Origin of the sequence: Geothrix edaphica (assembly GCF_030268045.1) — a bacterium.
Classification (GTDB): Bacteria; Acidobacteriota; Holophagae; order Holophagales; family Holophagaceae; genus Geothrix; species Geothrix edaphica.
Genome location: NZ_BSDC01000001.1, coordinates 1355190 through 1367831, shown reverse-complemented (window position 1 = coordinate 1367831; position 12642 = coordinate 1355190). Strand labels below are relative to the sequence as shown.

The following is a 12642-nucleotide window of genomic DNA, read 5'->3' as shown; positions in this document are numbered from 1 at the left end:
GATCCTTGGTTGGAGAAGAAATAGGAAAATAGACGCATTGATTGTTTGGGTGGGAACGTTATCATCTCTCCCAACACCCCACAATCAGACCGGAGGACCCATGCCGCCCGGGAATACGCTTGCCAAGGCACCAGCCAAGGTGGTCGAGAAGGTGACGGTCGAGGCCTGCATCGCCATCGCCCATCGAGTACAGCTTGCCCGCCGAGTCTCCGGCGACGAGGCCGGGTCTGACGCGGCCAGTCAGATTGCCGAGGTCATGCGCCAGGAGCTCCTGAGATAGGGGAGGCTCCGCCGCGCTGATCGCTCAGACCCGGAACTCGTCGGGCCGCCAGGTCTGGATGCGCTTCTTGATGGCCTCTCCGGTGAGCTGCTCCTGGAGCGCCTCCCGCACGCGGTCCGGGACCTCGGCATCGGCCGCGAAGCGGAGCCCGACGAGCTGCTTGACGGTCAGCTCGGGGATGCGGGCCTGCAGGTCCCCGGGGAGGAGTCGGGCCAGACGCAGCCGCTCTTCGAGGCAGATGAGCCGGTCCTGGACCTTGAGGGCATAGCCGCGGACCTGCAGGGCGAGGAGCAGCACCGCCAGGGCGAGCAGGGCGATCCAGAGGGTGCCCAGGGCAGGGCGGCGGACGAACGTGGTGATCGTGGCGACGGCGGTGATCAGGAAGAAGGGAAGCAGGATGAAGTGGTGAAGCGGCTCGAAGCGGCGATGGGTCGCGTAGGTCTGGGGCGCGGACATGGGGTCTCCAGGGGATGATCCAGGTTACTCCAGGGGCCCGCTGCGCCGCCGCTTGATGTCGGAAGACCGCTTCTTGGCTTCCAGGCGCCGTTCCTTGGAGGCCTTCGTGGGGCGGGTGGCCCGTCGGGGGATGGGGCGCACCAGGGCGGCGCGCACGGCCTCGGCGGCCTTCTCCCGGGCATCCTCCAGGTTCTTGAGCTGGTCCCGGGTGCGGTCGCTGATGACGATCCAGAGGCCCTCGGCATCAAGGCGGTTGCGCTGGGCCACGCGCAATCGGATCAGCGCATCCTCGGGAAGACCCTCGATGGCGGTCAGGTCGACGCGCAGCTCGACCTTGGACGAGACCTTGTTCACGTTCTGCCCGCCCGCGCCGCCGGCCCGCACGGCTTTGAAGCGGATGGCGTCGCCGGGGATGCGGACGGAGGCGGTGACTTGGATGGGATCGGCCATGCGGAATCCTACCGCATCGCCTCCATGGGGCTCAGGCGCATGGCGCGGAAGGCGGGATAGAGGCCGAAGACCACGGCCAGGGCCAGGGCCACGATCCAGGCGGTGATGAGACCCACGGGATTGACCACCAGGCCGTAGGGGAAGCTGGCGGAGAGGGCCTGGCAGAGCAGGCCACCCGAGACGGTGCCGAGCAGGGCGCCGATGGCCGCGAGCACGACCGCCTCCAGCAGGAACTGGATGAAGATCTCGTGGTCGGAGGCACCCAGGGCCTTGCGCAGGCCGATCTCGAAGCGGCGGTCGCTGAAGCTGATGAGCATGACGGACAGCACACCCACGCCCCCCACCAGAAGCACCGTGCCCGCCAGGCTCAGCAGCACCACCTTCCAGCCGTGCATCTGCTCCAGGAAGTTCTGGTAGGCCTTGGCAGCCTCGGCGTCCAGGTCCACCACTTCGGCGTCCTCGATGCCGTGGTGGGCCTGCCGGACGCGGCTCAGGAGCATGGCCGAGACTTCGCCAAGATCCTCGGTGCGGCGGAGCTTCACCGTGACCTGGGCCAGCTTGTGGGCGGGGTCCATGCGGTCCATGTAGGCTTCCAGCGGAATGAGGATGCCGTTGGCGTCGGTGTAGTTCTCCTCGTTGAAGATCTGCCCCGGGGCCTGGACGCCCACGATGCGGAAGGGCACGCCTTCCACGACCAGGTCGCGGCCCACGGGATCGGCCCCTCCGAAGAGCTTGGCGGCGAGGGTGGCGCCCACCACGGCCACGGTGGACCGGCGCCGCTGGTCATCCTCCGTGAGGCCCCGGCCCAGGCCGATGGGGCGGTTCATCCAGACGGCATAGTCCGGCGTGACTCCGGTGACGAAGATGCGCTCGGTGTCGCCGGTGATGCGGACCGAGGAGGTGCGCTGGGCCCGGGGCAGGAAGGCCAGCACCTTGGGGTGGGGCGCCGTGAGGCGCGACAGGTCCTCCTGGCGCAGGCCGGGGCTCATGACGAAGCGGCTGCGTTCCTCGGCGGTTTCCGCGGTCTTCGGGGCGATGCGCACGGTGCCGTCCCAGCTCATGCCGGCAAAGCCGGTGCTGATCTTGTCCATGACGCCGTCGAGCACGGAAGTCATCACCACCAGGGCGAAGACGCCCAGCATGAGCAGGGTGAGCGTGAGCAGGCTGCGCACCTTGTGGGCCCAGAGCTCCACCAGGCCTGTGCGGACCACTTCCCAGAGCATGGCGAGGCTGAACCCGCGGCTCCGGGCGGGTGGGGCGGGGGCTTCGCCGTCCAGCAGGGAGGGGCCCGGGGAGCGGAGGATGAAGGTTTCCTCACTCATAGCGGAGAGCCTCCATCGGAGACAGCCGGGAAGCCTTCCAGGCCGGGTAGAGGGCGAAGAGGAAGCCGAAGGCGGCCGCCAGGCCGTAGGCCCAGAGGAAGCTGGCGGGCGTCATGTAGAGGGGGATGCCGAGGCTCTTGGTGATGACCCAGGAGAAGCCCACGCCCAGCACCAGGCCCGCCAGGCTGCCCAGGGCCGTGAGCAGCAGGGCCTCGGTCATGAAGCCCTTGAAGATCTCCCGGCCGGAGGCGCCGAGGGCCATCTTCACACCCACCTCGCGGACGCGCTCCTTGAGGCCGGCCATCTGGATGTTCACGTTCACGATGCCGCCGCCCACCAGGGCCAGCACGCCCGAGAGCAGGAAGATGATGTCGTAGACGTCCCCCTGGCTGTTGCGGCGGCGGATCCGGGCGGCCACGTCGTCCAGGCGGAAGTCCTCCTGGAGCCGGTGGTTGGCCTTCACGAGGTAGGAGAGCTGCCTGGCGAAGGCGCCCATGGCCCCCATGTCGGGGATGCGGAAGGTGATGCGGTCCACCCGGCGGTAGGCGTCGCCGTTCATGCGCCGCTGCACCAGGTTCGCGGGCACCGCGATGATGCGGTTTCGCCACCAGAACTGGTTGCGCTGGCCCTCGCGGAAGCGGAAGACCCGCTCCTCGAAGACGCCGATGACCGTGACGGGGACGCTCCCGATGCGGAGGGTCTGGCCCAGGGCGTCGCCCTTGGGGAAGAAGACCTGGGCCGCCTCGGTGCCGAGGATGACGACGGGGGCGCCCGTATCCATCTCCGTGGCGGAGAAGCCGCGCCCGCGGGCCACCCCGTAGCCATTGGCCGGGATGAAGTCCCCGCCGATGCCGCTGATCTGGCGGTCCTGATCCCCGTAGGCCGAGACCACCCGGGCCCGGGCGTTCTTCTGCCGGCTCACGCCCTGGATGGCGTCCGCCTTCAGGGCCTCGCCACCGAGGGCGTCGGCGTCCCGCAGGCCGAGGTTGGCCTGCTGCAAGGCCGTGGGCCGGCCATCCCGCACCGCCGCCTTGGGCTGGACGTTCAGCTTGTCGAGGCCGCCCATCTTCACGAACATCTGGTCCGCGCGCCGCCGCTGGCTGTCGGAGATGGAGAAGCCACCCAGCACCGAGGCCACCCCCAGCAGCACGCCCAGGGCCTGCAGGATGGAGCGACCGAGGTTCTCCCGGATCTCCACCCAGGCCCCGAACAGCCGCTCGCGGAAAGCGCCGGAGGTGGTCATCTACGCCACTCCCTCGGTAAGGGCGATCAGACCATCCCTGATTTCAACGCGCCGCTCCGCCAGGGCCGCGATGGAGGGATCATGGGTCACCAGCAGCAGGGTGTTGCCCTGGCTGTGCAGCTCGCGGAAGAGGTCCAGCACCTCGGCGCCGGTCCTGGAATCGAGCGCGCCCGTGGGTTCGTCCGCCAGCAGCAGCGCCGGTCCATTGGCCAGGGCCCGGGCCACGGCCACGCGCTGCTTCTGGCCGCCGGAGAGCGTGCCGGGCAGCTTGTCGGCCTTGTCTGCGATGCCCACTTTCTCGAGGAGGGCCAGGGCGCGCTCGCGGCGCTCCCTGCGGCCCACGCCGGCGTAGAGCATGGGCAGCTCCACGTTGCGGGAGATGCTGGCCTTCGGCAGCAGGTTGTAGCTCTGGAAGACGAATCCCACCTTCTCGTTGCGGATGCGCGCCAGCTCGCCGCCGGACAGCCCCTGGACCTGATGGCCATCCAGCGTGTAGGTGCCGGCGGTGGGCAGGTCCAGGCAGCCGAGGATGGCCATGAGGGTGGACTTGCCGGATCCCGAGGGGCCGATGAGGGCCACGAACTCGCCCTTGGCCACGGTCAGGTCGATGCCCCGAAGGGCGTGGACCGCTGTTCCGTTGGCGCCGTAGACCTTCGTCAGGCCCTGGGTCTGGATGATGGTGGACATGATCGCTCCGCGAGGCTGTCAGCTATCGGCTGTCAGCTATCAGTGACTGAGAGCTGACAGCTGACGACTGAGAGCTAATTGTTCTCATCATCCTTCTCGACCTTCTTCTTGCTGGGATCCTCCAGGCTCACCTGGTCGTTGGCCTTGAGGCCCGTGAGGATCTCCACCCGTTCCAGCGTGGCGATGCCGGCCTTGACGGGCACCACGTCGAAGTACTCCTTCCAGTGGTCGGAGAGCCAGATGAACTTGCCGCGGCCCGCCAGGCCCTCCTTGGCCTTGGCCAGGTCCTGGGGCTGGAGGTTCTCCTTCAGCCGATAGACCACGGTCTGGCCGTCCCGGCGCTGCAGGGCCTCCAGGGGGATGCTCACGGCCTTCTCCCGCTTCTCGCCGAGGATCTCCACGTTGGCGCTCATGCCGGTGCGGAACGCATCCGTGAGCTCATCCAGGGCCACCTCCACCTTGAAGACCTTGATCTTCTCCACCAGCTCGGCGGCGGGAGCCACGAAGCGCACCTTGCCCGTGAAGGCCTTCTGGGGGTAGGCGTCCAGGGTGAGCCGCACGGCCTGGCCCACCTTCACCTTGGCGATGTCCACCTCGTTGAGGTTCACCTTCACGATGATGGAGGCCAGATCCGCCACGGTAAATACCACGGTGCCGGCATTGAAAGAGCTGACGCCGGAAGTGATGGTGTCGCCCAGTTCCACGCCCTTCTTGATCACCACGCCGTTCATGGGGGCGGTCACCCGGGCTTTCTGGGTGGAGGCGTTGCCGCTGATGGGGATGCCCCGGTCCTCCACGATCTGGTAGCGGGTCTGGGCGCTCTTGAAGGCCTCTTCCGCCAGATCACGGGTGGTCCGGGCGCTCCGGTAGGCCTGGTCGGAGATGAGCCCCGACTTGAAGAGCTCGGCCTGCTGGGCGAAGTCCCGTTCGGCATTCTTGAAGCTCACCCGGGCCTGGGACACGCTGCCCTGGACGTCCGACAGGGTCTGGGCCTGGTTCACGTCCGGCTCCACTTCGGCCAGCACTTCGCCGGCTCTGACGGTGGCGCCCTCACGGACCTTCAGGCCCACGATGCGGCCGGACACTGTGGACTTCACGTCCACCTTGGTGAGGGGATCCACCACGCCCACCTCCCGGACGCTCACCTGGAGGTCCTCGGCCTGGACCTTGCCCAGGCGGAAGGGGGTGGAGGCCTCGGCCTTCTTACCCTTGCCATCACTGCCCTTGAGGGTGAAGAACATGCCGGTCGCCAAGGCGACTCCGGCCACGGAGACGATGACCCACCGCTTCTTCATGGAACCCCCTGATGGGAAAGACGCCGGACCTGCCGGGATGTTGAATGGCCTACGGGGCAAAGTCTGGGGTCGTTTAGGGGGCGTTTCGGCCGGACTTCGGCCGGTGCCGCCCAGGGACCGGCCAATGGCCGGATCCGCCGGGGGAGTCCTCCCCGTGGCGTCCTGCCACAGGGGTTGAGGCAAGGATCCACGCCCGACGGGTTAAACCTTCTCCAACTGCCGGGGACTAATGCTGTTGTGAGTTGGCACGAGGACGGCATCAGGCCGTTCCGGGACGATTCCCCTTCGCGGCGCGGCCGCCTCAGGAGCACAGCATGTTGAACACTCAGAAGCGCGTGGCCCTCATCGTGGCGGCGGGTCTCATCGGCGCCTCGCTCATGGCGCAGGCTCCGGTGCCCCCGCCGACGGGCCAGCAGGTGGAGAAGAAAGGCGAACGGATCGAGCGCCGGGGCGAGCGCCAGGAGCGCCGCGGGGAGCGGAACGACCGCCAGGGCGAGCGCAAGCAGCGCCAGGGCGCCCGCATGGAAAAGCGCGGGGAGGCCCTCCAGGCCCAGGGCAAGGTGGCCGAGGGGAAGGCTCTCGAGCAGGCCGGTGAGCGCCGCGAGAAGGTGGGCGAGGCCCAGGAGCGCAAAGGCGAGCGGCAGGAGCGCCGGGGCGAGCGCAAGGAACGCCGGGGCGCGCGCATCGAGCGCAAGGGCGAGCGCATGCAGGCTCAGGGAAAGTAGGCACTTCCGTTCTCATGAAAGCGGCCCCCGTCCGGGGGCCGCTTTCATGAGAACGGAGCGAACTACCGCACGGTCTCCCGGGCGATCATCAGTTCCTCGTTGGTGGGAACCACCGTGACCACGACGCGGGAATCCGGCGTGCTGATGATGCGCTCGCCCGTGCCGTGCTCGTTGGCCTCGGGATCCAGCTTCACGCCCAGGAAGCCCAGCTTGCTGCACACCTTGGCGCGGACATAGGTGCTGTGGGTGCCGATGCCGGCCGTGAAGGTGATGGCGTCCACGCCATCGAGGACCGTCGCATAGGAGCCGATGAACTGGCGCACGTTGTAGGTCAGGAGGTCGCGGGCCAGCCGGGCCCGGTCGTTGCCGCTGTCGGCGGCCAGCTCGATCTCGCGGAAGTCCGAAGACACGCCAGAGATGCCCAGCAGGCCCGATTTCTTGTTGAGCAGGTCCGTGATGGCCGCGTAGTCCAGGTGCTCGTGCTCCATGAGCATCTCCACCACGCTGGGATCGATGGTGCCGCAGCGGGTGCCCATGATGACGCCCTGGAGCGGGGTCATGCCCATGCTGGTGTCCATGCTCTTGCCCTGGCCCACGGCGCAGATGCTGGTGCCGTTGCCGATGTGGCAGGTGATGACCTTCAGGGACCGGAGGGGGCGGCAGAGCAGGATCGCCGTGCGGGCCGCCACGAATGCGTGGCTGGTGCCGTGGAAGCCGTAGCGGCGGATCCCGTACTTCTGGCTCAGCTCGTAGGGGATGCCGTAGGTGCGGGCATGATCGGGGATGTTGTGGTGGAAGGCCGTGTCGAAGACCGCCACGTGGGGCACGTCGGGGAAGGTCTCCCGGGCGACGCGGATGCCCAGGGCATTGGCCGGATTGTGGAGCGGCGCATAGATGGCGAAGGCCTCGATGTCGTGGAGCACTTCGTCCGTCACCAGCACCGAGTCGCCGTACTTGGGGCCCCCGTGGACCACCCGGTGGCCCACAGCGTGGACGGGCGTGTCGTGCAGCACGTTGGCGTGGAGACGCTCCAGGATCGCCTCCAGGGCCTCCCGGTGCGTGGGGAGGGCGAGAGATTCCTTGCGCTTCTCCCCGCCGATGACGCAGGCGAGGTTGGCTTCGGCCAGGCCGATGCGCTCCGCCATGCCCTCGGCGATGGAAACCTCCTTCACCATGTCGAAGAGGTTGAACTTCAGGCTCGAAGAGCCAGCATTCAGAACGAGAACAAACACAGAATCCCCCATGACAGGGAAAGTCTAACCCTCAAGGGCCGTGACGGGTGCCTCATTGTGGATGAATCGGTCCCCATGGGCCCGGGCCGAGTCTAGGTCGAGAAGACCCCCGCTTCCAGCGTGGCCGGGTCGGGCCAGGGAGCGGCCTCCGCCGCCTCGGCCGCGGCGAGGAGCTCAGCCTCGAGGCGGGCGCGGAGGTCCGGGGCTGGTGTCCACCCCCGGAGGGCCAGCCAGGCCTCGAAGCGGGGCAGGGGATCCTTGGCGGCCCACTGGGCGAGAAGGGCGGGGTCCACATAGCGCTGGTCGTCATGCTCGGCGTGGCCCTTCATGCGGAAGGTTTCGCAGACGAGGAAGGCGGGTCCCTTGCCTTCCAGGCAGTGCTGCCGGGCCTGGGCGGCGGCGGCATACACGGCGGCGGCGTCATTGCCATCCACGGTGAGGGTGAACGCCCCCTGGGAGCGTTCCGCCATCCGGCCGGCCATCTGGCGGTCCGGGGGCGTGGAGAAGGCGTACCCGTTGGATTCGCCGATGACGATGAGGGGGAGCTTCTGCACCACGGCGAAATTGAGCCCCTCGTAGAAGGCGCCCGTGGAGCTGCCGCCATCTCCGATCCAGGTCATGGCGACGCGAGGCTCGCCCTTCTGCCGGAAGCTGAGGGCCACGCCCGCCATCACGGGGATCAGGGCGCCGAGCATGGAGGTCGGAGCGAGGATGCCCCGGGCCACCGAGCCGAAGTGGTTGTTGTGCTCGCGGCCCCCGGTGGGGCCGGTGGCGCGGCCGAGGTACTGGAGGAAGATCTCCAGCGGTGTGGCGCCCCGGACGAACATAGAGCCCAGGTTGCGGATCATGGGGGCGATCACATCGTCGGGCCCCAGGGCCATGGCCGTGGCGCAGGCGGTGGCCTCCTGGCCCAGGCTCCGGTAGACACTGCCGAGGGTCTTGCCCTGGCGGAAGAGCTTCACCAACCGCTCCTCCGCGAGCCGGGTGAGCAGCATGGCCTCATGAAGGCGCAGGGCGGTGTCGCGATCCATCCGGTTAGCATAGACGCATGCTGAGCCTCCGTCCTGCCGTCCCCGCCGATGCCCCGCTGATCCTGCAGTACATCCGGGAGCTGGCGGACTATGAGCGCGAGCCGGAGGCGGCCGTCGCTACCGAGGCGGACCTCCAGCGCTACGCCTTCTCGGAGCATCCCCTGGTGAAGGTGACCATGGCGGAATGGGATGGTCAGCCTGCGGGCTTCGCCCTCTGGTTCCTCAACTTCAGCACCTGGGAAGGCAAGCCCGGCATCTACCTGGAGGACCTGTTCGTGCGCCCCGCCTTCCGGGGCAAGGGCATCGGCCAGGCCCTGCTTCGGCACCTGGCTGCCCTGGCGGTGAAGGAGGGCTGGACCCGCTTTGTCTGGCAGGTGCTGGACTGGAACACACCGGCCATCGAGTTCTATGAGGCCCACGGTGCCAGGGTGATGCGGCCCTGGCTCACCTGTCGCGTGGAGGGTGAGGCGCTGGTGAAGCTTGCCGGAGATGCTGGCTGATGTGGCCTCCGCTGCTCCGCCTCCAGGCGGCCCTCGGGTCCGGGGCGGAGCTGGTGGTGGTCGGGGGCGCCGTCCGCGATGAACTCCTGGGACGCCCTCATGCGGACTGGGATCTGGCCACGAAGCTGCTGCCTCGGACCGTGATGGACCGGGCGCGGGCCGCCGGGCTGAAGGTCATCCCCACGGGCCTCCAGCACGGCACCGTGACGGTGATGCTGGAGGACCGGCCCGTCGAGATCACCACCTTCCGCAGCGATGGCGACTACCTGGATGGGCGGCGACCCGAGTCCGTGCAGCTGGGGGTGTCCCTGGAGGAGGACCTCTCCCGCCGGGACTTCACCATCAACGCCATGGCCCTGCCCGTGGGGGGCGGCGACCTGGTGGATCCCTTCGGCGGCCGGGCGGATCTGGTGGCGCGGACCCTCCGGGCCGTGGGCGATCCTCTGCTCCGGTTCGCGGAGGATGGCCTCCGCACCCTGCGGGCCTGCCGCTTCGCGGCGCAGCTGGGCTTCGAGGTGGAGGCCGGGACCCTGGCCGCCATCCCCGAACGGCTCGAGGTGGCCCGGAAGGTGGCGGTGGAGCGGGTTCTCGCCGAGCTCACCAAGCTGCTCTGCGGCGAAGAGCCCGAGCGGGGCCTGGAGCTCCTGGCGGAGACCGGGCTGCTGGACCTCTGGCTGCCGGAGCTGCGCCCCATGATCGGCTGCGGGCAGAACCGCCACCACCGCTGGGAGGTGTGGCGCCACACGCTGGAGGCCGTGCGCCTGGCCCCGGTGGATCCAGGCCTCCGCTGGGCGGCCCTGCTGCATGATGCCGGCAAGCCTGGGGCCAAGGTCATGGGGACGGACGGCGAGGTGAGCTTCCACGGGCACGAGGCCGGTTCGCTGGAGCTGGCGGCGACCGTCCTGGACCGGCTCAAGGCCGCCCATGCCCTCCGGCGCGAGGTCCTGGCCCTGGTGCGCCACCACGGCACGCACCCTGCGGGGGACTGGGGCGATGCGGCCTGCCGGCGCTTCCTGCGGCGCCTGGGGGAGGACGGGCTGGACCTCGTGCGCTGGGGGGCCTTCCGCCTGGCGGATCAGCGCGCCAAGGGGCTGGACCTGGAGGCCCGGGAGCGCGAGCACGCCGCCATCCTGGCCCGCCTCGAAGCCCTGGCCGCCGCGGCTCCGCCCCTGACGGTGAAGGCCCTGGCCCTGGATGGGGCGGCCCTCATGGCCCTGGCGGGGCGGGGCGGGGGCCCCTGGCTGGGGGCCCTGCAGCGCGAGCTGCTGGAGGCGGTGATCGAACACCCCGAACTCAACACCCCGGAGGCGCTGGCGGAGCTGGTGAGGGGAAGGCGCTAGATCCGCTCGATCAGCACCACGGCCTGGGCCGCCAGGCCCTCGCCGCGGCCCGTGAAGCCCAGCTTCTCGGTGGTGGTGGCCTTCACATTCAGGGCCTCGGCGTGGATGCCCAGCAGCGGCGCGATGCGGTCCCGCATGCGCTGGCGGTGGGGGCCGATCTTGGGCCGCTCGCCGATGAGGCACACGTCCGCGTTCGCCACACGCCAGCCGCGTTCCGCGAGGTCGCCCATCACCCGCTCGAGCAGGACGGTGGAATCGGCGCCCCGGTACGTGGGGTCCGTGTCCGGGAAGTGGAGGCCGATGTCGCCCAGGCCCGCCGCGCCGAGGAGGGCGTCCATGAGGGCGTGCAGCATCACATCCGCGTCGCTGTGGCCGGCCAGGCCCCGGTCGTGGGGGATGGCGCAGCCCATGAGCATCAGCGGGCGGCCTTCCTCGGGAGCCGCAAAGCGGTGGACATCGAACCCCAGGCCGGTGCGGATGGAGGTCATACCCGCTCAGCTCCCAGGTTGCGGTGTTCGCCGGTGGACTCATCCGAGAGCTTGATCGTCCCGGTGATGGGGTGGTCGGGCAGGAGGATGACGACCTCGGTCCCCTCTCCTTCTTCGCTGATGAACTCCAGTGTGCCCCCGTGTTCCTCGACGATCTTCTTCACGGTGGCCATGCCGAGCCCGGTTCCCTTCTTCTTCCCATAGCTGAAGAAGGGCTCGAAGATCCGCTTGATGACGCGCTTGGGAATCCCGCGGCCCTGGTCCTTCACGCGGACCTGCACGCCCCCGGTGACCTGGACCCAGCTCACCAGCACCTCGCCGCTGATGCCGACGGTGGCATCCAGGGCATTGGCCAGGAGATTCTCCATCACCCGGGTGAAGCGTCCGGGATCCAGCTTGATCAGGCAGGCCGGCCCTTCGGCCCGGAGGAGCACGCCCATCTCGGCGGCCCGGGGCACCAGCGGCTCGATGATGGCGTCGAAGAAGGGGCGCAGGTCCACCGTCTCCCGCCGGGGCTCGCGCACCTTGGCGAAGTCCAGCACGTCCTGGCTGAGATGCGTGAGGCGGTCCACGCACTCCAGGATCTTGCGGCAGTGGTGGCGGACCTTGGCGTCTTCGGTGGACAGCTCGAGCAGGTCCGCGTGACCGCGCAGCACGAAGAGGCCGTTCTTGAAGTCGTGGACGATGGAACTCGCCACCTGACCCACGGTGGCCAGCACGTGGCTGCGCAGGTTCTCCTCGGACAGGCGGGTCCGCTCGATGGCGATGGCGCAGAGCGAGACGATGGCCTCGAAGGTCTGCCGGTCCGGTGGCTCGATGATGGGGCGGCGGCTGTCCAGGTAGACCACGCCGATGCGCCGTCCCTGCAGCAGGAGCGGCAGGCAGAGGATGGTCTTCAGCTCGAGGCGCTGGATCGAGTGCTGGCTGCGCAACTGGCCATCTTCGGCGACATTGAGGATCCAGATGGGAGTGCCCGTCTCGAAAACCTTGTGAACGCTGGACATGGACAGCTGGATCGCGCCCTCCAGCTCCTGCCCCAGGTTGCGCTGGACGCGGCTGGCCAGCTCGCCGTCCTCAAGGAGCATGAGGAAGCCCCGGTCCGTTCCCGAGATGCTGAGCAGGCGGTCCAGGGACTGCTCGAGCATGTCCTCCAGGTCCACTTCCTGGGCCAGGAGCTGGGCCGCGTCCAGAATGGCCTGGAGGTGGATCTCGGAGCTGCTGTGGTCCGTGCGGACCAGGGTCAGGGTGTAGGCGCCGTCGGCCAGGAGCAGGGGGGTTCCGGGCTCCCAGGCCATACGCCCCAGGGGCTTGTCGTTGCAGAAGCTGCCATGGGTGGTCTTGAGGTCCTCGGCCCACCAGGTGTCGTCCTGCAGCTCCAGCCGCAGGTGGTTGCGGCTGATCATGTTGTCCGACAGCACCACATCGCAGAGGCTCTGCCGGCCCACGGTGACCGAGCGGGCGAGCGGGATGGTCCGCTCGAAGCCGTGGCGGTCTCGGATCAGGAGTTGGTAGCGCTGGGCCACGGCATCTCCCGGGCGGTCGTCAGGGGAAAGGGGAAAAACTGGCACTGGTCTGCGATCCCAAGATTATCCG

At 68.8% G+C, this 12642-nt stretch carries 14 protein-coding genes; 4 read left to right on the top strand and 10 right to left on the bottom strand.

All coding sequences use genetic code 11. The features are described from left to right. Positions 1-100 precede the first annotated feature (100 nt). The gene (locus QSJ30_RS06135) at positions 101-280 is read left to right on the top strand and encodes a hypothetical protein (RefSeq protein ID WP_285607498.1); all 180 of its coding nucleotides are present in this window, start codon (positions 101-103) and stop codon (positions 278-280) included. Positions 281-304: 24 nt separating this feature from the next. On the opposite strand, the gene QSJ30_RS06130 is transcribed toward QSJ30_RS06135, so the two are convergent. The 6 genes from QSJ30_RS06130 to QSJ30_RS06105 form a co-directional block, all read right to left on the bottom strand. Continuing rightward, a complete protein-coding gene (locus tag QSJ30_RS06130) occupies positions 305-736 on the bottom strand; it encodes a DUF6526 family protein (RefSeq protein WP_285607495.1) in 432 nt (143 codons plus the stop codon). Between the two features lie 24 nt (positions 737-760). Then, positions 761-1186, bottom strand: a complete 426-nt coding sequence (gene arfB / locus QSJ30_RS06125) for an alternative ribosome rescue aminoacyl-tRNA hydrolase ArfB (protein WP_285607493.1) — start codon at positions 1184-1186, stop codon at positions 761-763. 8 nt (positions 1187-1194) lie between these two features. Then, positions 1195-2508, bottom strand: a complete 1314-nt coding sequence (locus QSJ30_RS06120) for an ABC transporter permease (protein ID WP_285607491.1) — start codon at positions 2506-2508, stop codon at positions 1195-1197. Continuing rightward, positions 2501-3751, bottom strand: coding sequence for an ABC transporter permease (locus QSJ30_RS06115; protein WP_285607489.1), 1251 nt, complete (start codon positions 3749-3751; stop codon positions 2501-2503). Before QSJ30_RS06115 ends, QSJ30_RS06120 begins: the two co-directional genes overlap by 8 nt. Next, on the bottom strand, positions 3752-4438 hold the full coding sequence (locus tag QSJ30_RS06110) for an ABC transporter ATP-binding protein (RefSeq protein WP_285607487.1): 687 nt from the start codon (positions 4436-4438) through the stop codon (positions 3752-3754). A gap of 74 nt (positions 4439-4512) precedes the next feature. Continuing rightward, positions 4513-5733: an efflux RND transporter periplasmic adaptor subunit gene (locus QSJ30_RS06105; protein WP_285607485.1), complete on the bottom strand. Its 1221-nt coding sequence runs from the start codon at positions 5731-5733 to the stop codon at positions 4513-4515. A 314-nt stretch (positions 5734-6047) separates the two neighbouring features. On the opposite strand from QSJ30_RS06105, the gene QSJ30_RS06100 reads away from it, so the two are divergent. Continuing rightward, the gene (locus tag QSJ30_RS06100) at positions 6048-6458 is read left to right on the top strand and encodes a hypothetical protein (RefSeq protein WP_285607483.1); all 411 of its coding nucleotides are present in this window, start codon (positions 6048-6050) and stop codon (positions 6456-6458) included. Between the two features lie 62 nt (positions 6459-6520). Here QSJ30_RS06100 and QSJ30_RS06095 read toward each other — a convergent pair whose 3' ends face one another. Together QSJ30_RS06095 and QSJ30_RS06090 are read right to left on the bottom strand one after the other, a co-directional pair. Further along, the gene (locus QSJ30_RS06095) at positions 6521-7690 is read right to left on the bottom strand and encodes an acetate/propionate family kinase (protein WP_285607481.1); all 1170 of its coding nucleotides are present in this window, start codon (positions 7688-7690) and stop codon (positions 6521-6523) included. A 92-nt stretch (positions 7691-7782) separates the two neighbouring features. Then, entirely contained in the window at positions 7783-8721 is a 939-nt protein-coding gene (locus tag QSJ30_RS06090) for a thiamine pyrophosphate-dependent dehydrogenase E1 component subunit alpha (RefSeq protein WP_285607479.1), read from the bottom strand. Between the two features lie 17 nt (positions 8722-8738). Here QSJ30_RS06090 and QSJ30_RS06085 point away from each other — a divergent pair, with 17 nt between their 5' ends. Further along, positions 8739-9221, top strand: a complete 483-nt coding sequence (locus tag QSJ30_RS06085; protein WP_285607477.1) for a GNAT family N-acetyltransferase — start codon at positions 8739-8741, stop codon at positions 9219-9221. Continuing rightward, complete coding sequence (locus QSJ30_RS06080) at positions 9221-10561, top strand: CCA tRNA nucleotidyltransferase (protein ID WP_285607476.1); 1341 nt, start codon at positions 9221-9223, stop codon at positions 10559-10561. The genes QSJ30_RS06085 and QSJ30_RS06080 overlap by 1 nt, the downstream gene beginning before the upstream one ends. Here the strand turns inward: QSJ30_RS06080 and ispF are convergent. Further along, a complete protein-coding gene (gene ispF / locus QSJ30_RS06075) occupies positions 10558-11049 on the bottom strand; it encodes a 2-C-methyl-D-erythritol 2,4-cyclodiphosphate synthase (protein ID WP_285607474.1) in 492 nt (163 codons plus the stop codon). The two genes, QSJ30_RS06080 and ispF, sit on opposite strands and share 4 nt — an antisense overlap. Then, positions 11046-12572 carry a sensor histidine kinase gene (locus QSJ30_RS06070; protein WP_285607471.1) on the bottom strand — a complete coding sequence of 509 codons (1527 nt, stop codon included), beginning with the start codon at positions 12570-12572 and terminating at the stop codon, positions 11046-11048. The genes ispF and QSJ30_RS06070 overlap by 4 nt, the downstream gene beginning before the upstream one ends. Positions 12573-12642 lie beyond the last annotated feature (70 nt).

Coding starts and splice junctions, on each gene's coding strand:
- QSJ30_RS06135 (WP_285607498.1), top strand. CDS start 101: ATGCCGCCCGGGAATACGCTTGCCAAGGCACCAGCCAAGGTGGTCGAG.
- QSJ30_RS06130 (WP_285607495.1), bottom strand. CDS start 736: ATGTCCGCGCCCCAGACCTACGCGACCCATCGCCGCTTCGAGCCGCTT.
- arfB (WP_285607493.1), bottom strand. CDS start 1,186: ATGGCCGATCCCATCCAAGTCACCGCCTCCGTCCGCATCCCCGGCGAC.
- QSJ30_RS06120 (WP_285607491.1), bottom strand. CDS start 2,508: ATGAGTGAGGAAACCTTCATCCTCCGCTCCCCGGGCCCCTCCCTGCTG.
- QSJ30_RS06115 (WP_285607489.1), bottom strand. CDS start 3,751: ATGACCACCTCCGGCGCTTTCCGCGAGCGGCTGTTCGGGGCCTGGGTG.
- QSJ30_RS06110 (WP_285607487.1), bottom strand. CDS start 4,438: ATGTCCACCATCATCCAGACCCAGGGCCTGACGAAGGTCTACGGCGCC.
- QSJ30_RS06105 (WP_285607485.1), bottom strand. CDS start 5,733: ATGAAGAAGCGGTGGGTCATCGTCTCCGTGGCCGGAGTCGCCTTGGCG.
- QSJ30_RS06100 (WP_285607483.1), top strand. CDS start 6,048: ATGTTGAACACTCAGAAGCGCGTGGCCCTCATCGTGGCGGCGGGTCTC.
- QSJ30_RS06090 (WP_285607479.1), bottom strand. CDS start 8,721: ATGGATCGCGACACCGCCCTGCGCCTTCATGAGGCCATGCTGCTCACC.
- QSJ30_RS06085 (WP_285607477.1), top strand. CDS start 8,739: ATGCTGAGCCTCCGTCCTGCCGTCCCCGCCGATGCCCCGCTGATCCTG.
- QSJ30_RS06080 (WP_285607476.1), top strand. CDS start 9,221: ATGTGGCCTCCGCTGCTCCGCCTCCAGGCGGCCCTCGGGTCCGGGGCG.
- ispF (WP_285607474.1), bottom strand. CDS start 11,049: ATGACCTCCATCCGCACCGGCCTGGGGTTCGATGTCCACCGCTTTGCG.